Source organism: Balneolales bacterium ANBcel1, from assembly GCA_029688905.1.
GTDB lineage: Bacteria > Bacteroidota > Rhodothermia > Balneolales > Natronogracilivirgulaceae > SLLW01.
In genome coordinates this window covers 429,721-450,050 of record JARULB010000003.1, presented here as the reverse complement: position 1 = coordinate 450,050, position 20,330 = coordinate 429,721, and the positions used below count along the sequence as shown (strand labels likewise).

The window sequence follows — 20,330 nt, the reverse complement described above, 5'->3', positions numbered from 1 at the left end:
GTTTCGGGCGGGATCCAAGTTATAAACACAATCCACATCCTGGTTACTCCACCGCAGTTACTCATGCACACGCAGAAGTTCACAGATCCGTCCGAGTTGCCGCCGGTCACCATTATTCGGCGCAAGCGACAGCGCACCATGAGAATTCGGGTGCGAAAAGACGGGATCATCGTTTCGGGGCCTTCTACGGTCTCAAAAAAAAGGCTGCTCGGGTTTGTGCAGGAGAAAAGCGGCTGGATTTACAAAAACTGGAGCCGGCAATTACAGCGGCGGCAGATGCTGGATGAGTTGAGAGATAGGTACAGGGGGACGCTGTTGCTGCGGGGTGATCGAAAACCGGTTCGTGTCGTTCCGGTACACAAACTCCGTAAACCCGTCCTGGTAGAAAACGGGCAGGACATCATTTACCGCCACGAATCCGGAAACGGCTCTTCACAAGACAGGTGCGGCCCCTTTCCGTCACCAGAGCTTGTAATGGCGTTTTATCGTAATACAGCCGTTGAAGAAATACCGGACAGGGTCGCCTACTGGAGCAACCGGCTTCCTTTCCAGCCGTCCAGGATCTCCATCAGAAATCAAAAAACAAAATGGGGGAGCTGCTCGGCGCGCGGTACGATTTCCCTGAACTGGAGACTGATAAAGTGTCCGGCTGCCATTAAGGACTACATTATTATCCATGAATTATGCCATTTGCGCCATTTCAATCACAGCCGTGACTTCTGGCGCTGTGTTGAAACGTTCTATCCTGATGTTCTGGCGGCAAAAAAGTGGATAAAGAAGAACTCGGACGAAATCTTTTCCGATTTCTAAACGCTGTGTGCTCCGTTGGCACCATTCTTCCCCGTTGACTCGCTGCCGATCTGTTTTTGCACTGTTCCGTTAATTCCATTTCGGGATTCCCCGATGCGGAGCGTCAGCAGCTGAGCCGGCGGCATATTCAGAAAAACCAGCTTTTTATCCTCACAATAACTTCGGACAAGGTGTTTTTCGTACCGGCTTCTGAAGTGATTGAAATTGACATACTTGTAGTAAATGATATAGGCGCCGGGTTTGCAAAAATCCAGCTTCTGCTCCCACATCATCCGTGTAACCCGGGACGGGATGCTTTCATACGGCAGACTTGAAATGACGAAATCGTAATGACGGTCGGATTCGTAGGAGAGAAAGTCTGTGTGATGAAGCCGAAATTTGGGATTATCCCGAAATCGCCTCCTAAGGATTTTGCAAAAGTAGGCGTTGAGCTCCACTGTGTCCAGGCGATCCTTCTCCGCCAGCCGCGGCAAAATCCGTTCGGTAAAAGCACCGGTACCCGGCCCCAGTTCCAGTATCGAAACAGGTTCCCGGTTCTCCTCTTTCAATCGATCAACGATACGGCGAACAGCATCCCGCGCCAGATATTTCGAGCTCGGCATCACCGCTCCCGTTTCTTTCCAGTCTCGGATAAAATGTAGAATATGTTGGTGTAGCAAGGGTAGCCGAATTATTTGACCGTGTCCAACCTGCCGTAAATAATACCTCAGCGGACAGCTAAGTTGGCATTATACTAAAAAAGCGAACCATCTGCACAATACCCCGGTTCCGAATTGCGACTTCTTTGTACGCTTTTTTTGGTTATTTTAATCGCAGAAATTTTTCACACACCTGATAACGCCATGGATAACTCCGGGGATAAGGAACGATTCGATTTTGAACATGCTTTAGAGAGGTTATCAACAGTACTGAAAGAACTCGAATCTGACGATGTGCCGCTTGAAAAGGCCATCGACCTCTACGAAGAAGGCATGAAATTATCCAAAATGTGTTCAAAGAAACTTGAAGAAGCGGAATTGCGCATCGAACAGGTTTCCAGCAAAGATACGGAATGATATGGAGCAACGCGCAGTACAACCCGGACCCCTTCTATCAACCATCAACAGTCCGGATGACCTGAAAAAGCTGTCCCCTGATGAACTACCCCAGGTTTGTCAGGAGCTCCGCAACTTTATTGTAGATATCGTGTCGGTTCACGGAGGTCATTTCGGCGCCAGCCTCGGTGTTGTGGAACTGACCACCGCTCTTCATTATGCCTATGAAACGCCTGAAGATCAACTGATCTGGGATGTCGGTCACCAGGCGTATGGCCATAAAATCCTGACCGGGCGCCGGGACATTTTCCACACCAACCGAAAACACGACGGGCTCTCCGGTTTTCCCAAGCGCTCGGAAAGCCCTTATGATGCTTTTGGAGTTGGCCATTCAAGCACCTCCATCTCTGCGGCACTGGGCATGTCGGTTGCCCGTGACCTGAAACGGGACGAGAACCAGGTTGTTGCCGTGATCGGTGACGGTGCCATGACCGCCGGACTGGCATTTGAGGGAATGAATAATGCCGGTGTGCAAAACAGCGATATCCTTGTCATCCTGAATGATAACAGGATGTCAATCGACCCCAATGTTGGGGCTCTGAATGAATATCTGGCAGACATCACCACGACCAAGACGTTCAACCGGATGCGGGATGATCTGTACGATATGCTGGGCTATTTCAAAGGCGCCGGTGAAAAAATGAGGAAAATCGCCTCCCGAATGGAAGCGGCTCTGACCTCAGCTCTTACTCCCGGGTCCCTGTTCCGATCCCTGGGCTTCAAGTATTACGGCCCTGTTGACGGGCACAATGTCAAGAACCTGGTTCGTCAGCTCAACGATCTGAAAAAAGTTGGTGGACCCAAACTGCTGCATATCGTAACCGTCAAGGGCAAGGGTTTTGCCCCCGCCGAACGCGACCAGGTGAAATGGCACGCATCGGGCAGCCCGTTCGACAAAGTCACCGGTCATTCGCTCGTCCATGCTCCGGCCGCGACACCCGCACCGAAGTACCAGGATGTGTTTGCCGATACCCTGATTGAACTGGCGGAAAAGGACGAACGCCTGGTCGGTATAACCGCCGCCATGCCCAGCGGTACCAGTATGCTCAAAATGATGGAGCGGTTTCCGGATCGCGCATTTGATGTCGGAATCGCGGAGCAGCATGCCATCACTTTTGCCGGCGGATTGGCAACCCGGGGCGTGAAGCCTTTCGTTGCCATCTATTCAACCTTTCTGCAGCGGGGATTTGACCAGGTCGTTCATGACGTGGCGATTCAAAAACTCCCGGTGGTATTTTGCATGGACCGGGCTGGTGTCGCCGGCGCCGACGGCCCAACACACCACGGCCTGTATGATATCGCCTATCTGCGATGTCTTCCCAACATGGTTGTATCCGCGCCCATGAACGAGCGGGACCTGCGTAACCTGATGTACACCGCTTCACGTTATGAAGATGGAGCTTTCGCCATTCGCTACCCCAGAGGCTCCGGCACCGGAATTTCCCTGGAGGGTGAATTTGAGCTTATCCGGCCCGGCACCGGAAACATCCTGAAAGAAGGCAGCGACATTCTTTTCATGAGTTATGGCACCATCGGCAACTATGTCCCTGAAGCCATCCGCCTTCTGGAAAAAACCGGAGTATCGGCCGGCCATTACGATATGCGCTTCGCCAAACCTCTCGACACCGATCTTCTGGACCGGGCCTCCCGGAGTTACGACATTGTGATTACCATCGAAGATGCCGCCAAATATGGCGGATTCGGTTCGGCTGTGGCGGAGTATTATATGGAACAGGAGAAGCGGCCGATTCTGAAAATCCTGGGGGTTCCGGATGATGTCATCGAACACGGCACCCAGCTGGAGCTGCATGCAGAAATGGGGCTGGATCCGAAAGGCCTCGCCCGTCAGGCGATAGAACTTCTGGAAACGCGCATTTCCACTCCTCGGGATTAGCGCTGATAGGGTTTTTCTTGAAATCGGAGACATTCTGCGCTTCGTTCGATTGCCGGCATCCGTCGGTCAGCTTCCATCTTCCAGGCTCCATTCGCCGCATGTTTCGTCCCCGCATGGCCTTCCCAAACCTGCGTCCGAACCTTCTTTTGTGCGGGTATTTTTTTTCGAATTAAAGTTCCCTACCTTCTCCAAAGGCAAATGAAAGCCCTTACATTTTCATTCTACTGCAACAGCCAACAAAATCAGATCGATGAAGAAACCCCGCCTGTCTTTTTTCCAAATCTGGAACATGAGTTTCGGTTTTCTTGGAATTCAGTTTGGATTCGCGCTTCAAAACGCCAATGTCAGCCGAATTTTTGAAACTCTTGGTGCCGATGTCGAAACCATTCCCATTTTGTGGATTGCCGCTCCGGTAACAGGTCTGATCGTACAGCCTATCGTTGGCTATCTGAGCGACAACACCTGGAACCGATTTGGAAGACGCAGGCCCTATTTTCTCATTGGTGCCATATTTGCATCGCTGGCACTTATCATCATGCCCAACTCCCCCTTTCTATGGGTGGCGGCCGGTATGCTGTGGATCATGGATGCCTCCATCAATATCTCGATGGAGCCCTTCCGGGCTTTTGTTGGTGACATGCTGCCATCAGAACAGCGCACCAAAGGCTTTGCCATGCAAAGCTTTTTCATTGGCACGGGTGCCGTAATTGCTTCCGGACTCCCCTACGCCCTGACCAACTGGGTCGGTGTCTCCAACGTGGCGCCGGAAGGGGTCATTCCCGACTCTGTCAAATGGTCATTTTATATCGGAGCAGCCGTTTTTATCCTTACCATTCTGGTAACCGTTCTGAAAACACGGGAATACAGTCCGGAAGAGCTTGAGTCATTTGATGATGCCGAACCCCCCGAAGATTCCGAAGCGGCGAAGGTACAGAGAGAACGCGATTCCCAATCCGCAATAGAGCGGGCTGAAAAGAAGAGAAAGCACGGGCCCGCGTTTTTCTTCTCCGGGATTGCATTGACACTACTGGTCTACTGGCAGGGCTGGGCGGAGGAGTTGTATATCGTCACGGGGGGCTTCCTGCTGCTCGGACTACTTTTGATGATTGCAACACGCATTCAGGAGTCGGGATCCGGGGAACACGGGCTGGTAGTTGTTATGGATGACCTTTACAGCATGCCGCGCACCATGAAACAACTTTCGGTAGTTCAGTTCTTTTCATGGTTTGCTCTGTTTACCATGTGGATTTATACGACGTCAGGGGTTACGAGCCACCACTACGACATGAAGCTCGATCAACCCGAAGTGGCCGCACTTGTTACCATGGCCGGCGAAATGGAGGCCTATACCGAAGCCGACTGGCACAGCCGGCTTCCCAGGGTGAACCGTGATCTGGAAGAGTTTCAGCAAGCGATCGATGAAGGTGCGGATGAGGTTGTCGCCAGTATGCGCGTTGTGAACTTCTTTCTGGGCCAGGGAGATGAGGCCGGTATGAGTGACGAGATGCGTGACAAATTGCTCTACATCCAGCAGGAGTACAACACCGGTGCCGACTGGGTAGGCATCGCTTTTGCCGTCTATAATGGTTTTGCAGCACTGATAGCCTTCCTGCTCCCCGTTCTGGCCCGATTTACCAACCGCAAGATCACTCACTCCCTGGCACTTGTTCTCGGTGCCATCGGACTACTATCGGTCTACTATGTGCCTAATCCGACCTGGATTCTGGCCTCCATGATTGGTGTCGGCATTGCATGGGCGAGTATTCTGGCCATGCCGTATGCCATTTTGGCCGGGGCGCTTCCGGCAAAGAAAATGGGCATCTACATGGGTATCTTCAATTTCTTCATCGTGCTCCCGCAGATGCTGGCAGCCGCTGTACTCGGATTCATCGTTGCAAACCTGTTCGACGGCCAGGCGATTTACGCACTCATGCTGGGTGCCGCAACCTGGGTTTTTGCTGCCGTCATCACGCTGTTTGTAGATGATGTGGATGACCCGGACAGCAATACCGCCGCTTCCTGACGGTATTGCAGGCGTATCATTATTTCTGCTTTCTCGACCTCGGCCGGATCGACCGGACTCCTGTGGATTCCGGACACCGGCGGCATCTCGGGATATATAGCACCACCACCGGTTGCCTGGTTAGAGTGATTGCCATTGCCCAAGGAATAATTACACATCCCCCTTGTTCCAGCCGGCCCGTGTCGGCACGCGGGTGTCACGCCTCGGTTCCTGTCTGGCGGTGGTGAATCCGGCCGGGGTGTGATTGTTGCCATAACAGCATGCAGGTGGCGCTCCATGGTCTCCTGACCGGTTTCAGGTTTTCAACCTACCCGTGTGTCAAAAACTTTAATGCGCTCAAAATAGGGCTTGTAGGTTTCAACAAACTCTACATGTCCCGGATCCACCTGGTATGCCTGCAACGCCTTTATATCCTCAAAAAACACGTGCAGACTCATGTGATACTCGTTATCAACCACGTCACGGTCTACCCCTTCCGGAGCTCCGGCCCATATGTCGTTGACCTGCTCAATGTTTGTAAGCCGGGTTTCAATATCTGCCTTCATGTTGCTCGCCGTCTCTGCCGGGCAACTGTCCTTGAGGTAAAAAAAGACCGAATGTAATATCATGAGTAAATCCTGTTGTAAATGATTCCGGTTATCGAGCCGGGTTCGTTCGCTGTGGATACCGCCTTGTCGCTCAGAATCCAAGCACCCTCGCAGCATCGAAAAGATGCTACGTTGCAATTATTCCACAAGTCCGGCTCCTGTGCACTTTGGCAACGTAAAATAGTACAATTTTCTATCTTTCGGGCGACCGTATCCCGGGTTTTACATACCGAATCAATTCTCAAATGAGCAAACAAACCTACCACCTGTCCGATTTTGATTACGACCTTCCGGAGTCCCTGATTGCCCAGGAGCCTGCTGAACCAAGAGACCATGCCCGGCTGCTGGTATACAACCGCAGCGACCAATCCATCACAGACGATGTTTTTCACCGGCTTCCGGATTATCTTCCCGGCGGGTCCGTCCTTACCCTGAATAACTCCCGGGTGGAAAAAGCGCGCCTCCTGTTTGGCAAACGAGAGATTTTCATCACCCGTGTGATAGATCCGTACACCGTAGAGGCTCTGGTCAGGCCCGGCAAAATATTCAAAACCGGCCGCTCAATCTCTCTGACAGAAACCAATGTCCAGGCGGAAGTCCTTTCTGTAACGGATGATGGCCAGCGAACGATCCGGCTGAATGTCCCCATCGACTCAACGCAGCTGGATAGCCATCGTCACACCCCGTTTCCCCCCTACATCCGCCCCGACGAAAAGCTCGCCGAGCGTTACCAGACTATTTTTGCCCGTGATGACGGAAGCAAAGCCGCTCCAACAGCCGGACTCCATTTTACAGATCGCGTGTTTGATGCTCTCTCCGGCAAGTCCATTGACATTGCCGAAATAACGCTTCATGTCGGTCTCGGCACCTTTGCCCCCGTGAAGACGAACCGGCTGGATGAGCACATCATGCATTCCGAATGGTACCGCATCTCCGGTGATGCGGCGGGCAGACTTCGCAGTGCGGAGCGCATTATTGCCGTGGGTACTACCAGTGCCAGGGTACTGGAATCCGTAGCCAGTGAATCTGCCGGCAAGGCTCCTCTTCAGGGTACCGGGTCGCACCAACGCTTCCGCAACTTCGCTGCCACGGAAGGGGAAACGGACATATTCATCACCCCGGGATACCGGTTCCAGGCCGTAGATGCACTCATCACCAACTTTCACCTGCCGAAAAGCACCCTGCTGATGATGATCTCCGCCTTTGTCGGCGTGGATGAAATGCATAGAATCTACTCCCACGCCATCCGGCAAAAATACCGGTTTTATTCTTTTGGGGATGCCATGCTGCTGCTTTGATCAGCGCATCTGATAACGGTCAAGGGATCGGTATTGCACCGCCTCGGCCACATGATGCGACCGGATGTCATCCGACGCCTCCAGGTCGGCTATGGTTCGGGAGACTTTCAGAATCCTGTCATAGGCCCGGGCGGAAAGCCCGAGCTTTGACATCGCTTTTTTCAAAAGTCCAAGGCCGGCGGCATCCGGTTCGCAGAAACGCCTGACCAGCCGCGTTGGCATCTGTGCATTGTTATGAATCCCGGGATGGTTCTTCAGGCGGTTATCCTGCCTTTTTCTTGCTTCAATGACCCGGAGACGGATTGAAGCGGAGCTCTCTGCGCTATCCCTGGATGAAAGCTCCTCGTAGTTTACCTTGTTGACCTCCACGTGAAGATCGATGCGATCCATCAAGGGCCCGCTCACCCTGCCCATATATTTTTGTACATCTTCCGGGCGGATGCTTCCCGGGTTGTCCGGGTCAAACCAGTCACCGCCCGGTGACGGATTCATGGATGCGATTAGCATGAACCGGGAGGGGTAGCTGATACTCATTCGTGCCCTGGAAAGCGTCACATACCCATCCTCCAGGGGCTGCCGCAATACCTCAAGCACATTTTTCCGGAATTCCGGCAGTTCATCCAGAAAAAGGACACCATTATGGGCAAGCGATATTTCACCGGGTTTCGGGATGCCTCCGCCCCCGACCAGGGCCACATCCGAAATGGTATGATGCGGCGAGCGAAACGGGCGACGCACCACCAGAGAGGAGCCGCGCGAAAGCAGGCCTGCAACGGAATGGATCCGGGTTGTTTCCAGCGCCTCATCTACCGATAGAGGAGGCAGTATGGACCCCAGCCTTCGGGCGATCATGGTTTTACCCGAACCCGGTGGACCAATCATGATAATGTTATGGCCGCCGGCGGCCGCCACTTCCATTCCTCTTCGAACGTTCTCCTGCCCCCGCACATCCCGGAAATCCAGCGTATTCTCCCCGTCCGCCTCCCTGAACAGCGCCTTGACATCCACCCTTACCGGAACACTTTCCCCGGACTGGCCATTGAGCCATTTTATCACATCCGAAAGATGATCAAACCCGTACACATCTACACCGGATATAACGGCTGCTTCCCTTGCATTGGCTTTCGGAATTAACACGTTTTGCAAACCGCGGTTTTTGGCCTCGATTGTCACCGGCAAGACACCCTTGACCGGCCGCAGCGTACCTTCCAGCGACAACTCCCCGAGTATCAGCGAGTCGCTGAGTTTGGCCGAACTGATCTGGCGCGACATGGCCAGCAAGCCAACGGCAATGGGAAGGTCAAATGAGCTGCCCTCCTTCGGCAGATTGGCAGGAGCAAGATTAACCGTTATGCGCCCCCGGGGCATTTCAAACCCGCAGTTTCGAATGGCAGCCTCAATCCGGTCACGTGATTCGCTAACCGCCCTGTCCGGAAGTCCAACCAGAAAATATTGCGGCAGGCCATTCACGTTATTGGTTTCCACATCAATAAGATGCGCATCAACCCCAAAGGTAGAGGCACAATAGGCATGCGCCAGCATGTATCTTTCCTCCGTTTTTACCGTAACAGAGAAACAGGCCGGCGGTCTCTTACAAACGGAATCACAAAAACGAACCCCTTCGGACGTATCGGTACCCGAAATTACAAAACCACTTCACATTCGATTATCAGCCCATCACCTAACCACACAGGAGTCGCAACATGGCACATGATCTTGTTCAGGAATTCCGCGTTTCCGGCAGGGAGCTGGTCGACCGGGTCCGTGACATCCTTCGTGAGGGCAATGTCCGCCGGCTGGTCATTAAAAACAGCCGGGATGAAATCTTGTTCGATATCCCTCTTTCAGTCGGCATGGTTGGTGTCGGCGGCGCTTTTGCCCTGGCACCGATTCTCTCTTCGATTGCCGCTTTTGCCTTTTTTGCCCGGGATGCCCGGATAGTCGTTGAACGTTCTTCCGGCAGGCGCTACCGACTCATTGAAAACGAGCTGTCGGACAACCCTGACCCGGAGCGCTTTCGGCACAGATCCGGTACCGGCAATGACCCTTTTGAAATTGAAACCGATTTCGAAATCATTGACCCGCAGGGTGATTAGACCGCAAGTGGGCTTTTTTTTCAGCCAACCCCTCCTCGTTTCAATCACCTGTAACTAAGCGCCACTGCAACCGGGCGCAACTCATCCCGGATTTCGCGCGATGAGACCCCTGCGACAGACGAACTGCCGGAAAAACGGGCGCGTTCATCCAAAGGCCGAAAAAAACCGCAATTTTTGCCGCCGGACACCCTTACGACAGGGCACAACGCAACCGGGAAGTTGCGCAAACCGGCACGCGCTGTACCGCCAAAAGGCCCCTACGAGGAGGCTCCGGCGGTCTCTTTTGCTTCTTCCTCCTGATCCGCAAGCCAGCGTTCGGCATCTATGGCGGCCATACATCCGGTTCCCGCTGCGGTAACCGCCTGTCTGTAGTCCTTGTCCTGGGCATCGCCGCAGGCAAAAATTCCCGGAACATTGGTGTAAGTGCTTTTGGGGCGGGTCTGAATGTATCCGGTTTCGTCCATATCAAGCACTCCCTTAAACAGATCCGTGTTCGGCTTGTGCCCGATGGCAAGAAAGACGCCTGTAACATCCTCCAGCACAGAAACCTCACCTGTATTTACATTCTTCACTTTGACGCCCTCCACAACCTTGTCACCCATTACTTCGTCCAGTACCGTATTCCACATCACCTCCACCTTCGGGTTGGACAGGGTGCGCTTCTGCATGATTTTGGAGGCCCGCAGCTCATCGCGGCGGTGCAGTAACGTTACTTTGGATGCGAACTTTGTTAAAAATTGCGCCTCTTCCATTGCGGTATCGCCGCCTCCGACAATCACCACATGTTGATTCCGGAAAAAGGCTCCGTCGCAGGTTGCGCACGCAGACACACCGTGGCCGCGCAATCGCTGTTCGCTATCCAGACCCAGCCACCGGGCGGATGCCCCGGTAGACACGATCAGGGCTTTTGCGAAAACGTCGGTTTTTTCATCGATTGTCACCCTGAACGGCCGTTTCTCAAAATCGATGGAGCTCACTGTACCCCAGCGGCAGTCGGCGCCAAAACGCGATGCCTGCTGCCGGAAGTCATCCATCATTTTGGGACCCATCACCCCTTCGGGATATCCGGGAAAATTCTCGACATCGGTTGTAGTGGTCAGCTGCCCGCCCGGTTCCGGTCCCTCCAGTACAAGCGGCTTCAGATCCGCCCTGGCGGCGTACAAAGCGGCTGTGAGTCCGGCCGGACCGCTACCCACGATCACCACTTCCATTGTTTTTCCTGCTATATCTTCCATATGTCTGCTCTTCAAATGTCGTGCATTATGTTGTGTTTTGGCAGCCATTCATCCGCATCCACCCGGCTCCGCGTAACCAAACCAACCGGCCGCCCGGCCCCGGATAACCGCAACCCGAAAAACCGGCCGATTCAGCAATCTGGCTCCACAGGAAAAGGTATCACTTTGATTTTTCTTTTTCGAATGAACCGCTGCCCTGTTTTATATATACAAATATATATATGTTTCCCGCCATTATCAACACCTTCCAGATACGGGAAAAACGCTTTTCCGTTTTTGGGGAACTTGTTAATAATCAACAGAATATCCGTTCCAGGCGCATCAACATGAACCTTTTCTATTAGTAAACATTTAAGTATGTTTGGTGCAACTTTTTATGAACTCTATCTGTGAGGAGTAAAGGCTGTGAAAATTGCCGTTCCAAAAGAGACGGCCGACGGGGAAACCAGGGTCGCCCTAACCCCGTCTGTTGTATCAAACATTGTATCAGACGGACTGGAAGTGGCCATCGAAAAAGGGGCCGGAATGCAGTCCTCTTTTACCGATGCCGATTATGAAAAGGCGGGTGCCAAAGTGATAGCCGGCAAAGAGGACCTCTTTAGCGGTGCGAATGTCGTACTGAAAGTCCGGAAGCCGGATGAGGAGGAGATCGCCCTGATGAAGCCGGGCACCGTTTTAATTGCGCTACTGTGGGCACTGTCCGATCAGGCGCTGGTTGAAAAACTGCAGGAAGCCGAAATAACCGCCGTGGGCATGGAAGCCCTGCCCAGAATCAGCCGTGCGCAAAAGATGGATGCGCTCAGCGCCATGAGTTCCATTGCCGGGTACAAGGCGGTTCTGCTGGGAGCCAATGCCCTGGGAAAGTATTTGCCCATGCTGGTTACGGCTGCTGGGACCATTGCCCCGGCGAAGGTCCTGGTATTGGGAGCCGGGGTAGCCGGACTCCAGGCCATTGCCACAGCCCGTCGCCTGGGAGCCGTGGTTGAAGCGTTTGACGTAAGGCCCGCCGTCAAGGAGCAGGTCGAAAGTCTCGGCGCTACATTTATCGACATCCCCCTGGAAGAGAAGGATACAGAGACCAGGGGAGGATATGCGAAGGAGATCAGCCGGGAAGCCCAGAATAAGCAGCGGGAAATGCTCCACAAGCATATCCAAAAAACCGACCTGGTCATTACCACTGCCCTTGTTCCGGGCAAGCCTGCACCAACGCTCATCACAGCCGAGATGGTAGCGGACATGCAGCCCGGTGCCGTCATCGTAGATCTTGCGGCGGAGCAGGGGGGGAACTGTGAAATCACCAGGCCCGGCGAAGACTTCTTTTCCGACAACGGGGTGATTATTCGGGGACCGCTGAACCTCCCCGCGGCCATGCCCATTCACGCCTCACAGCTCTACGCCAAAACCATCCAGGCGCTTCTCATGCATCTTGTAAAAGACGGCGAGCTCCATCTGGACTTCGATGACGAAATCACCGGTCAGGCGACCATCACCCATCAGGGCAAGGTAGTCAGCTCTCTGCTTGTATAGCGAACCCCGTCTCCCTGGGGATCTGGGGATTCACTTTCCGCCACAAACTGTGGACGTTTTCAGGTTTTTCACCGCAGCCATCGACAGCAGGCGGATTCCGGTTACAACCGCATTGGGATATATCACAAAACATCACAAACCTTCATGGAAACACTCATTGTAAACCTCTTCATCTTTATACTGGCGGCTTTCGTCGGTTTCGAGGTGATCTCCAAGGTGCCTCCGACCCTGCACACGCCGTTGATGTCCGGGGCCAATGCCATCTCCGGCATCACACTGGTCGGAGCGTTGCTGGTTGCCAGCCATGTTGTCTGCAACATCACCTGCTATATCGGCTTTCTGGCCATCATCTTTGCCACCATTAACGTTGTCGGCGGGTTCATGGTCACCGACCGCATGCTGGAAATGTTTAAAAAGAAGGGGGATGAACAATGAATCCACTGGTACCTGAAGCCCTCTCCGGCTATATCCCGAATACCATTCAGCTGGCCTACCTGCTTGCCTCGGTGCTGTTCATCCTGGGTGTGAAGCGCCTGAGCTCGCCGGCTACCGCCCGCTCCGGAAACCTGCTCGCCTCGCTGGGTATGTTCATCGGCGTGGCCGTTACCCTCTTTGACCGGGAGATCGTCTCCTTCCAATTCATTGTGGCCGGTATTGTGATCGGATCCGTGATAGGAGCCGTACTTGCCCGCAGAGTTAAAATGACCTCGATGCCCGAACTGGTATCCCTGTTCAACGGGTTTGGAGGCGCCGCCTCCGCGATGGTCGCCAGCGGCGAATATTTCCGGCTTTCCATGGTCGAAAGCCCCTTTGTCGGTTACGAACTGGTGACGATGGTCATTTCCCTGTTTATCGGGTCACTCACGTTCACCGGCAGCCTGATCGCGTTCGGTAAGCTAAAGGGGCTTATTGGCGGAAGTCCGCTGGTTTATGCCGGATACAAGGTGGTCAACTCCGTTATTTTCGCGGGCGTGCTGGTGTGCGCCGTGCTGTTTGTCCTGGACGCCGACAATACGACGTATTTCCTTGTGATCGCCGGTATCGCCCTGCTGCTGGGAATTCTCATGGTGCTTCCGATCGGAGGCGCCGATATGCCTGTGGTCATCTCGCTTCTCAACTCCCTGACCGGTCTGGCCGCGTCCGCCACCGGATTCGTCCTGAACAACAACCTGCTGATTGTGAGTGGAACACTGGTGGGCGCTGCCGGATTCATCCTCACCATGATCATGTGCAAAGCCATGAACCGGCCTCTGGTAAACGTTCTTTTCGGGGCCTTCGGATCTGATGCCAGCGGCGGGACCGGAAGCAGCAACGGGACTGGCAAATCCGTCAAGGAAGTTACCGCCGAAGACCTTTCGGTGATGACCGCTTATGCCAAACGGGTGGTCATTGTGCCCGGCTACGGACTCGCGGTCGCCCAGGCGCAGCATGTCATCCGGGAAGTCGCCGATGTGCTGGAATCAAAAGGCGTGGATATCCGCTACGGAATTCATCCGGTTGCCGGCCGCATGCCCGGTCACATGAACGTATTGCTGGCGGAAGCCAATGTGCCTTACCCCCAGCTGTTTGACATGGATGAAATCAACAAGGAGTTTCAAAAAACGGATGTGGTACTTGTGATCGGGGCCAATGATGTAGTGAATCCCGATGCCCGCAACAACTCCGGGAGTCCGATTTACGGCATGCCAATTCTGAATGTGGACGAGGCTCGATCGGTCGTCGTTTTCAAGCGAAGCCTGAACCCCGGCTTTGCAGGAATCGACAACCAGCTCTTCTATGGCGAAAACAGCTATATGTTCTTCGGTGATGCCAAGGCATCTCTCTCCCGGCTGCTGCAGGCGCTGAAAGAGCTGTAGGCTGCTTCACTCCACCCGACATCCGGCGGCATCTTTGGCTCATTCGCTGCGGACCGCCTGGCGGCAGTCGGCTTACGCTTTTGTAGATCGCTCCTCCCTCACGGAAGCCAGATAGCTGTCGATGGAACGGGAGGCCAGCTTGCCGTCGGCAACCGCCTGAATCACGGTGGCTCCGCCGCGGGAGATATCCCCCCCGGCAAAAACGCCCTTGCGGCTGGTGGCGCCATGCTCATCCACGATAATGGTACCCCATTTGGAAGTCTCCAGTCCGGGTGTGGTCTGCTGGATGATGGGATTCGGACTTTGACCGATGGCAACGATGACGGTATCCACCTCCATCATGAAATTCGAGTCCTTTACCGGCACCGGCCGTCGCCGCCCCTGCTCATCGGGCTCACCCAGCTCCATTTTCTGACACTCAATGGCACGAACACTGCCGTCCTCATTACCATGAATGCGCACGGGGTTGGTCAGATAGTGGAATTCAATGCCTTCCTCTTCGGCGTGATGCACCTCTTCGGCACGGGCCGGCATTTCCTCCCTGGACCGCCGGTACAGCAGAATCGTTTTCTCGGGATGAAACCGCTTGGACGTGCGCACCGCATCCATCGCCACATCACCGCCTCCGATAACCGCAACGCGCCTGCCCAGCTTGAGCGGCGTGTCATATTCCGGAAACTTGTACGCTTTCATCAAATTGACCCTGGTAAGCAGCTCACTGGCGGAATAGACATCGCTCAGGTTTTCACCGGGGATGTTCAGGAATCTCGGGGATCCGGCGCCGGTCCCGAGATAGACGGCTTCAAATCCCATCTCATCAAAAAGCTCATCGATGGTGAGGGTGCGGCCGATGATCACATTGGTCTCTATTTTGACGCCAAGGGCCTTGACCCGGTCAATTTCGGCGTCAACAATGTGTTTCGGCAGACGAAATTCCGGGATACCGAACTTGAGTACGCCGCCGGCTTCATGAAGTGCCTCAAAAATGGTGACGTCATAGCCCATGCGTGCCAGCTCGGCCGACACGGTGAGTCCGCCCGGACCCGATCCGACGACCGCCACGCTCTGTCCCTTCGCTTCCGCTTTCTGCGGCGGGGTAAATCCTCCGTTTTTCAGCTCGTAGTCGGCAACAAAACGCTCCAGCTTGCCGATGGCCAGCGGTTCGTTTTTCTTCCCTACCAGGCAGACACTTTCGCACAGGCTTTCCTGCGGACAAACACGCCCGCATATCGCCGGCAGGTAGTTGGACTCTCGTATTTTGTTGATGGCCCCCTGATAGTCCTTCTGGTAGACCATTCCGATAAATGACCGGATATCCACATTAACCGGACACCCCTGCATGCACACCGGATCGTTGCACTCCAGACAGCGGAGCGCCTCCTCGGCTGCCAGCTCCACATTAAATCCGTTCGATACCTCGGCGAAGTTCTCGATCCGGCACTCCGGTTTCTGCTCAAGAGGCAGATGCCGCGGGATCTGCATCCGCTCCCGGGGCTTCATGGGCATGATTTTTTTGAACTTTTCCCTGGCTTCTTTCTTTTTGCTCATAACGCTCTGACCGCCTTGCATGATTGATCTGATTCCAGTGATTTCAGGGCTTCCGACTCCTGCTTCATGTACGCCCTGTTGCGGGTAATGAGCTCATCAAAGTTGATGGCATGAGCATCAAATTCAGGTCCGTCCACACAGGCGAATTTCAGAGAATCTCCAACGGTTACCCGGCAAGCGCCGCACATTCCGGTCCCATCCATCATAATAGGGTTCAGACTCACCAGGGTCCGGGTACCGGATGCCCGGGTCTGGTCGGCGACAGCCTTCATCATGGGAAGCGGACCGGTGGCGTAGATTCCGTGGATCTGATCACCGCGCTCCATTACCCCGGCAAGCGCCTGGGTGACAAATCCCTTCATACCGCGGGATCCGTCGTCCGTTGTGATCAGCAGTTCGTCCGACACCGCCCCCATCTCTTTTTCGAGAATCACCATATCGCTTTTCTGGGCCCCAATGATACTTATGACCTCGTTCCCGGCATCCTTGAGCCCTTTTGCCATCGGATAGATCACCGCGGTTCCTACCCCTCCGCCGATACACACTACGCGCCCATAGTTCGCAACCGGAGTGGGCTCGCCAAGGGGCCCGACAACATCCTCAAACGCATCCCCTTCACCCATTTGGTGCATCATACGGGTTGTTTTGCCGATTGCCTGTACAATCAGAGTTATGGTTCCCTGACCGGCATCGGAGGTTACGATGGTAAGCGGTATCCGCTCCCCGGTTTTGGTTGGCCGAACAATGACAAAATTTCCGGGTTTTCTTTTTTTCGCAATCAGAGGTGCCTCAACAACAAACTCCGCGATTCCGGGAGCCAGCAGGCTCCTGCTCTGAATAACATACATGGAATTGTGTCCTGCATTAAAAATTTCAATAGTAGTTTCTACAGTAAACCCAACGGTAATAATAGAGTGGATTTATTCTGACGCATGATCCTGAAAGGATTAAAAAATAATAGGATCAATCGGATAAGTTACAAAATCCCGCGGCTTATTGCACGGCTCAATTTGGAGTCCCGTCAGGTATCAATAGCTGCTGCCGGCGACGGGATCCGCGAGTTACCGAATGTCATGTGTCTATCCCTGTCGAGAGGGATCAGTCATGAGCTACTTCACGGCTCAACACATCCGCAGACATGGTAATAAAGATGGCTGCCAGGAGTCCGGCTACAAGCTCACCGCCGAGACCGGCAAACAGAAAGATGAGGCCGCCGGACAGGGCGCCGGTCACGCCGAACACCATGCAGTATCCCTGAGACGGACCCGCTTCACCTACAAACCCCTTATAGATCCACCCGGTAATAACCCCGATAAACAAAAGTGTTACAAAAATGGCCATGATGTGTCTTATATTGTGTAATATATGTAAGATATATGAACAGTAACCAAGATACTCTTTTTTTTCATAATTCACATCAGGTCGGGCCGTGTTTGATACTGTCTTTTAGTGGCTTATGGACAGAGTTGTCATTTTGCCGACAGGCCGGATACGGGCGTTTCCATCTCCATATTCAATGATTCAGGAATTCCGGTATCATCATAACCGGAATGAAAAATGTCTGTTCGAAAAATTATTCATATTGACATGGATGCTTTTTTTGCATCCGTTGAACAGCGGGATCATCCGCATCTGCGCGGCAAGCCCGTGGTCGTTGGCGGTTCACCGCAGGGCCGGGGAGTGGTGGCGGCCGCCAGTTACGAGGCGCGCACGTTCGGTATTCACTCGGCCATGCCGGCGGCCCGTGCTGTGAGGCTGTGTCCCGATCTGGAGTTTCTTCGTCCACGGTTTGATGTGTACAAGGAAGAGTCATCGAAAATCCGCGCCATCTTTCACCAGTACACCGATCTGGTGGAACCGCTGTCGCTGGATGAAGCCTACCTCGATGTCACCTTCAACAAACCGGATAACCCATCCGCAACCCTGATTGCACGCGAAATCAAACAGAAAGTGCGGGAACAGACCGGGCTTACCGCCTCCGCCGGTATCTCCATCAACAAGTTTCTGGCGAAAATTGCATCGGACCTCAAAAAGCCGGACGGACTCGCATTGATCCCGCCCGACAAGGCGCTTGACTTTATCGCCGGCCTTCCAATCGGCAAGTTTCACGGAATCGGCAAGGCAACCGAGGCGAAAATGCACCGTTTGGGTATCCGGACCGGTGCCGATCTGCGGCAATGGACAGAGTGGGACCTTAACCGCCATTTTGGCAAGGTCGGTTCGTTTTATTATAACATCGCGCGGGCCGTCGACGACCGGCCGGTCAAGACCGAACACATCCCCAAGTCGATCGGCAAGGAAAAAACATTCGAAGAGGATATCGCTTCTGTTGATTGGCTGGCTGATTTTATTGGCGAATTGAGCGACCGGGTGGCAAACCGGCTGAAAAAGGAGGAGGCGGAGGCAAGAACCGTAACTCTTAAGCTGCGCTACGATAATTTTGAAAGCATAACCCGCAGCATGTCTCCTGGGCACACCATCTCTGAAGCCGACGAAATTTCCGAAATTGCCGTTATGCTGCTGCGGGAAACCGAAGCAGGAACCCGCAAAGTGCGCCTGGTGGGCGTTACCGTGTCCGGCTTTATCCGGGAGGGAAGCGGGGAGGGCGGCGACCAGCTGCCATTACCGCTTCGCTTCTGACTTGCTCTGCGTTCCCCAGGCTCCCAAGCCGTGCCGCTTTATAATATGTCCGGGCACAGACACAAAAGCACATATCCCCACTGCTGCAAGAACGGCCACGCGATTCCAGCCGGCCTACATATCTGCGTTATGCCCCGGAAGCTTTCTTTTTCCCCCTTTTGTACAGCCGTTGTATATTGTGCCTCTTTGCGAATGATAACCTCCAGTTTCTCACCATCACAAAGTCCATATATCGATTCGGGCGCATCACCCGGTACTGGCCCCGTTCTTTTCACCATTCCACTTGATCTATCATGAATCACCGCCTTCCAGCTATTTTCCTGTCAATTGCCGTTGCCCTGTCATCCACGCTGCTTCCAAATGAAACCGCTCTGGCTGGTAATAAATCCCAGGCCGAAAGCGCGGACCTGGTTGAGCAGTATCGCGAAACAGCCGCGAGAATCATTACAGAGGCGACCGGTTCCCACCGCGCATTTGAGCGGGTCGCCTATCTCTCTGACTATTTTCCCCACCGGCTGAGTGGTTCGGCCATGCTTGAGCAGGCTATCGAATGGACGGTCAGCGAACTTGAAGCGGATGACATACCTGTGGTTTGGAAGCAGGAAGTAATTGTACCCCATTGGGTTAGGGGGAATGAGTTTGCAGCCGTTGCCAAGCCCTATCACATGGATCTGCCGATGCTGGGCCTGGGGGGCAGCGTTGGCACCGGCGGAGATACACTGACCGCCAAAACCGTTGTGGTTTCCAGTTTCGATGAGCTTGAAAAGAGAAGCTCGGAGATTCCCGGCAACATCGTTGTATTCAACCAGCCTTTTGAAGATTACGGCCAGGCCGTTCAGTATCGCGTTTTCGGTGCCGACCGGGCGTCCGCCCACGGAGCTGTCGGGGTATTGCTGCGGGCGGTTTCTCCCAACTCCATGGGTCATCCCCACACCGGCAGCACCCGATACTCCGATGATGTCCCCGAGATTCCCGTTGCCTCCATTTCCGCCGAAGCCGCCGGGCTGCTGCACCGTTTTGACCAGCGCAACGATCCCGCCACCGTGTCGCTCTACATGGAAGCAAAAACCATGGATGAGCCTGCGCTATCGCACAACATCATCGCTGAAATTCCCGGGAGCGAATATCCGGAAGAGATTGTCGTCATCGGCGGACATATTGATTCCTGGGATATCGGACAGGGCGCCATGGATGACGCCGGCGGCGTAGTCGTTACCTGGGAGGCGCTGCGCCTCATTCACGAGCTGAACCTTCAGCCCAAACGGACGATCCGCCTTGTGTTATGGACCAATGAAGAGAACGGGGTGATGGGCGGACGCGCCTACCGCGACATGGTCATCGAAAACGGCGAGTTTGAACACCATCAAATTGCCTTTGAGGTGGATTTCGGGGTGTTCAAGCCGCTTGGCTTTGGTTTCCAGGGTCCGGAGGAAGCGCTGGAAATGCTTCGCCCGGTGGGTGCGTTGATGGCTCCTTTACGGGAGATGCACCTCCGGGAAGGCGCTTACGGAACGGTGGATGTTGGTCCCTTGCATCGCGAAGGCATGCCCATCATGGGACTCGATGTTGAAACCGAGAAGTATTTCTGGTATCACCACTCCGCCAAGGACACCGTCGACAAACTCGATCCCGACGAAGTTGCAGAATGCGTAGCCGCGGTTGCCGTAATGGCTTTTATACTGGCGGATATGCCCGAACGCCTGCCCTGGTAAACCGATACGT

General features: G+C 54.0%; 18 protein-coding genes. 11 read left to right on the top strand and 7 right to left on the bottom strand.

Annotated elements, in window-relative coordinates; translation table 11 throughout:
- Positions 1 to 63 precede the first annotated feature (63 nt).
- The gene (locus tag QA596_06305) at positions 64 to 810 is read left to right on the top strand and encodes a SprT family zinc-dependent metalloprotease (protein ID MDG5767072.1); all 747 of its coding nucleotides are present in this window, start codon (positions 64 to 66) and stop codon (positions 808 to 810) included.
- On the opposite strand, the gene QA596_06300 is transcribed toward QA596_06305, so the two are convergent.
- Positions 807 to 1,412, bottom strand: a complete 606-nt coding sequence (locus QA596_06300) for an rRNA adenine N-6-methyltransferase family protein (protein MDG5767071.1) — start codon at positions 1,410 to 1,412, stop codon at positions 807 to 809. The two genes, QA596_06305 and QA596_06300, sit on opposite strands and share 4 nt — an antisense overlap.
- Positions 1,413 to 1,652: 240 nt before the next feature.
- Here QA596_06300 and xseB point away from each other — a divergent pair, with 240 nt between their 5' ends.
- From xseB to QA596_06285, 3 genes are all read left to right on the top strand, one after another.
- A complete protein-coding gene (gene xseB / locus QA596_06295; GenBank protein ID MDG5767070.1) occupies positions 1,653 to 1,865 on the top strand; it encodes an exodeoxyribonuclease VII small subunit in 213 nt (70 codons plus the stop codon).
- Between the two features lies 1 nt (position 1,866).
- Positions 1,867 to 3,798 (top strand): 1-deoxy-D-xylulose-5-phosphate synthase, encoded by a 1,932-nt coding sequence (dxs, locus tag QA596_06290; GenBank protein MDG5767069.1) that lies wholly within the window; start codon positions 1,867 to 1,869, stop codon positions 3,796 to 3,798.
- Between the two features lie 250 nt (positions 3,799 to 4,048).
- Complete coding sequence (locus QA596_06285) at positions 4,049 to 5,821, top strand: MFS transporter (protein ID MDG5767068.1); 1,773 nt, start codon at positions 4,049 to 4,051, stop codon at positions 5,819 to 5,821.
- Positions 5,822 to 6,123: 302 nt separating this feature from the next.
- On the opposite strand, the gene QA596_06280 is transcribed toward QA596_06285, so the two are convergent.
- The gene (locus QA596_06280; GenBank protein MDG5767067.1) at positions 6,124 to 6,429 is read right to left on the bottom strand and encodes a Dabb family protein; all 306 of its coding nucleotides are present in this window, start codon (positions 6,427 to 6,429) and stop codon (positions 6,124 to 6,126) included.
- Positions 6,430 to 6,653: 224 nt separating this feature from the next.
- Here QA596_06280 and queA point away from each other — a divergent pair, with 224 nt between their 5' ends.
- Positions 6,654 to 7,706, top strand: coding sequence for a tRNA preQ1(34) S-adenosylmethionine ribosyltransferase-isomerase QueA (gene queA, locus QA596_06275; protein MDG5767066.1), 1,053 nt, complete (start codon positions 6,654 to 6,656; stop codon positions 7,704 to 7,706).
- Here queA and QA596_06270 read toward each other — a convergent pair whose 3' ends face one another.
- Positions 7,707 to 9,248, bottom strand: a complete 1,542-nt coding sequence (locus QA596_06270; protein MDG5767065.1) for a YifB family Mg chelatase-like AAA ATPase — start codon at positions 9,246 to 9,248, stop codon at positions 7,707 to 7,709.
- 161 nt (positions 9,249 to 9,409) lie between these two features.
- On the opposite strand from QA596_06270, the gene QA596_06265 reads away from it, so the two are divergent.
- Positions 9,410 to 9,802 carry a DUF4342 domain-containing protein gene (locus QA596_06265; protein ID MDG5767064.1) on the top strand — a complete coding sequence of 131 codons (393 nt, stop codon included), beginning with the start codon at positions 9,410 to 9,412 and terminating at the stop codon, positions 9,800 to 9,802.
- Positions 9,803 to 10,059: 257 nt separating this feature from the next.
- Here QA596_06265 and trxB read toward each other — a convergent pair whose 3' ends face one another.
- Positions 10,060 to 11,037: a thioredoxin-disulfide reductase gene (gene trxB / locus QA596_06260; GenBank protein ID MDG5767063.1), complete on the bottom strand. Its 978-nt coding sequence runs from the start codon at positions 11,035 to 11,037 to the stop codon at positions 10,060 to 10,062.
- Positions 11,038 to 11,442: 405 nt separating this feature from the next.
- On the opposite strand from trxB, the gene QA596_06255 reads away from it, so the two are divergent.
- From QA596_06255 to QA596_06245, 3 genes are all read left to right on the top strand, one after another.
- Positions 11,443 to 12,564, top strand: coding sequence for a Re/Si-specific NAD(P)(+) transhydrogenase subunit alpha (locus tag QA596_06255; protein MDG5767062.1), 1,122 nt, complete (start codon positions 11,443 to 11,445; stop codon positions 12,562 to 12,564).
- A 144-nt stretch (positions 12,565 to 12,708) separates the two neighbouring features.
- Complete coding sequence (locus QA596_06250) at positions 12,709 to 12,999, top strand: NAD(P) transhydrogenase subunit alpha (protein ID MDG5767061.1); 291 nt, start codon at positions 12,709 to 12,711, stop codon at positions 12,997 to 12,999.
- A complete protein-coding gene (locus QA596_06245; protein ID MDG5767060.1) occupies positions 12,996 to 14,420 on the top strand; it encodes an NAD(P)(+) transhydrogenase (Re/Si-specific) subunit beta in 1,425 nt (474 codons plus the stop codon). The genes QA596_06250 and QA596_06245 overlap by 4 nt, the downstream gene beginning before the upstream one ends.
- A 72-nt stretch (positions 14,421 to 14,492) precedes the next feature.
- Here QA596_06245 and gltA read toward each other — a convergent pair whose 3' ends face one another.
- The 3 genes from gltA to QA596_06230 form a co-directional block, all read right to left on the bottom strand.
- Positions 14,493 to 15,968 carry an NADPH-dependent glutamate synthase gene (gltA, locus tag QA596_06240; protein MDG5767059.1) on the bottom strand — a complete coding sequence of 492 codons (1,476 nt, stop codon included), beginning with the start codon at positions 15,966 to 15,968 and terminating at the stop codon, positions 14,493 to 14,495.
- Positions 15,965 to 16,816 (bottom strand): sulfide/dihydroorotate dehydrogenase-like FAD/NAD-binding protein, encoded by an 852-nt coding sequence (locus QA596_06235; GenBank protein MDG5767058.1) that lies wholly within the window; start codon positions 16,814 to 16,816, stop codon positions 15,965 to 15,967. Before QA596_06235 ends, gltA begins: the two co-directional genes overlap by 4 nt.
- Positions 16,817 to 17,066: 250 nt before the next feature.
- Complete coding sequence (locus QA596_06230; protein MDG5767057.1) at positions 17,067 to 17,309, bottom strand: hypothetical protein; 243 nt, start codon at positions 17,307 to 17,309, stop codon at positions 17,067 to 17,069.
- 216 nt (positions 17,310 to 17,525) lie between these two features.
- Here QA596_06230 and dinB point away from each other — a divergent pair, with 216 nt between their 5' ends.
- Together dinB and QA596_06220 are read left to right on the top strand one after the other, a co-directional pair.
- Positions 17,526 to 18,608, top strand: coding sequence for a DNA polymerase IV (dinB, locus tag QA596_06225; GenBank protein ID MDG5767056.1), 1,083 nt, complete (start codon positions 17,526 to 17,528; stop codon positions 18,606 to 18,608).
- A 293-nt stretch (positions 18,609 to 18,901) separates the two neighbouring features.
- Positions 18,902 to 20,320, top strand: coding sequence for a M20/M25/M40 family metallo-hydrolase (locus tag QA596_06220; GenBank protein MDG5767055.1), 1,419 nt, complete (start codon positions 18,902 to 18,904; stop codon positions 20,318 to 20,320).
- Positions 20,321 to 20,330 lie beyond the last annotated feature (10 nt).

What these genes read in the sequence shown, in the direction of transcription:
- QA596_06250 (MDG5767061.1), top strand. Translation starts at nt 12,709, where the DNA reads ATGGAAACACTCATTGTAAACCTCTTCATCTTTATACTGGCGGCTTTC.
- QA596_06220 (MDG5767055.1), top strand. Translation starts at nt 18,902, where the DNA reads ATGAATCACCGCCTTCCAGCTATTTTCCTGTCAATTGCCGTTGCCCTG.
- QA596_06245 (MDG5767060.1), top strand. Translation starts at nt 12,996, where the DNA reads ATGAATCCACTGGTACCTGAAGCCCTCTCCGGCTATATCCCGAATACC.
- QA596_06305 (MDG5767072.1), top strand. Translation starts at nt 64, where the DNA reads ATGCACACGCAGAAGTTCACAGATCCGTCCGAGTTGCCGCCGGTCACC.
- QA596_06265 (MDG5767064.1), top strand. Translation starts at nt 9,410, where the DNA reads ATGGCACATGATCTTGTTCAGGAATTCCGCGTTTCCGGCAGGGAGCTG.
- QA596_06285 (MDG5767068.1), top strand. Translation starts at nt 4,049, where the DNA reads ATGAAGAAACCCCGCCTGTCTTTTTTCCAAATCTGGAACATGAGTTTC.
- xseB (MDG5767070.1), top strand. Translation starts at nt 1,653, where the DNA reads ATGGATAACTCCGGGGATAAGGAACGATTCGATTTTGAACATGCTTTA.
- QA596_06230 (MDG5767057.1), bottom strand. Translation starts at nt 17,309, where the DNA reads ATGGCCATTTTTGTAACACTTTTGTTTATCGGGGTTATTACCGGGTGG.
- gltA (MDG5767059.1), bottom strand. Translation starts at nt 15,968, where the DNA reads ATGAGCAAAAAGAAAGAAGCCAGGGAAAAGTTCAAAAAAATCATGCCC.
- trxB (MDG5767063.1), bottom strand. Translation starts at nt 11,037, where the DNA reads ATGGAAGATATAGCAGGAAAAACAATGGAAGTGGTGATCGTGGGTAGC.
- dinB (MDG5767056.1), top strand. Translation starts at nt 17,526, where the DNA reads ATGTCTGTTCGAAAAATTATTCATATTGACATGGATGCTTTTTTTGCA.
- QA596_06270 (MDG5767065.1), bottom strand. Translation starts at nt 9,248, where the DNA reads ATGCTGGCGCATGCCTATTGTGCCTCTACCTTTGGGGTTGATGCGCAT.
- queA (MDG5767066.1), top strand. Translation starts at nt 6,654, where the DNA reads ATGAGCAAACAAACCTACCACCTGTCCGATTTTGATTACGACCTTCCG.
- QA596_06235 (MDG5767058.1), bottom strand. Translation starts at nt 16,816, where the DNA reads ATGTATGTTATTCAGAGCAGGAGCCTGCTGGCTCCCGGAATCGCGGAG.
- dxs (MDG5767069.1), top strand. Translation starts at nt 1,867, where the DNA reads ATGGAGCAACGCGCAGTACAACCCGGACCCCTTCTATCAACCATCAAC.
- QA596_06280 (MDG5767067.1), bottom strand. Translation starts at nt 6,429, where the DNA reads ATGATATTACATTCGGTCTTTTTTTACCTCAAGGACAGTTGCCCGGCA.
- QA596_06300 (MDG5767071.1), bottom strand. Translation starts at nt 1,412, where the DNA reads ATGCCGAGCTCGAAATATCTGGCGCGGGATGCTGTTCGCCGTATCGTT.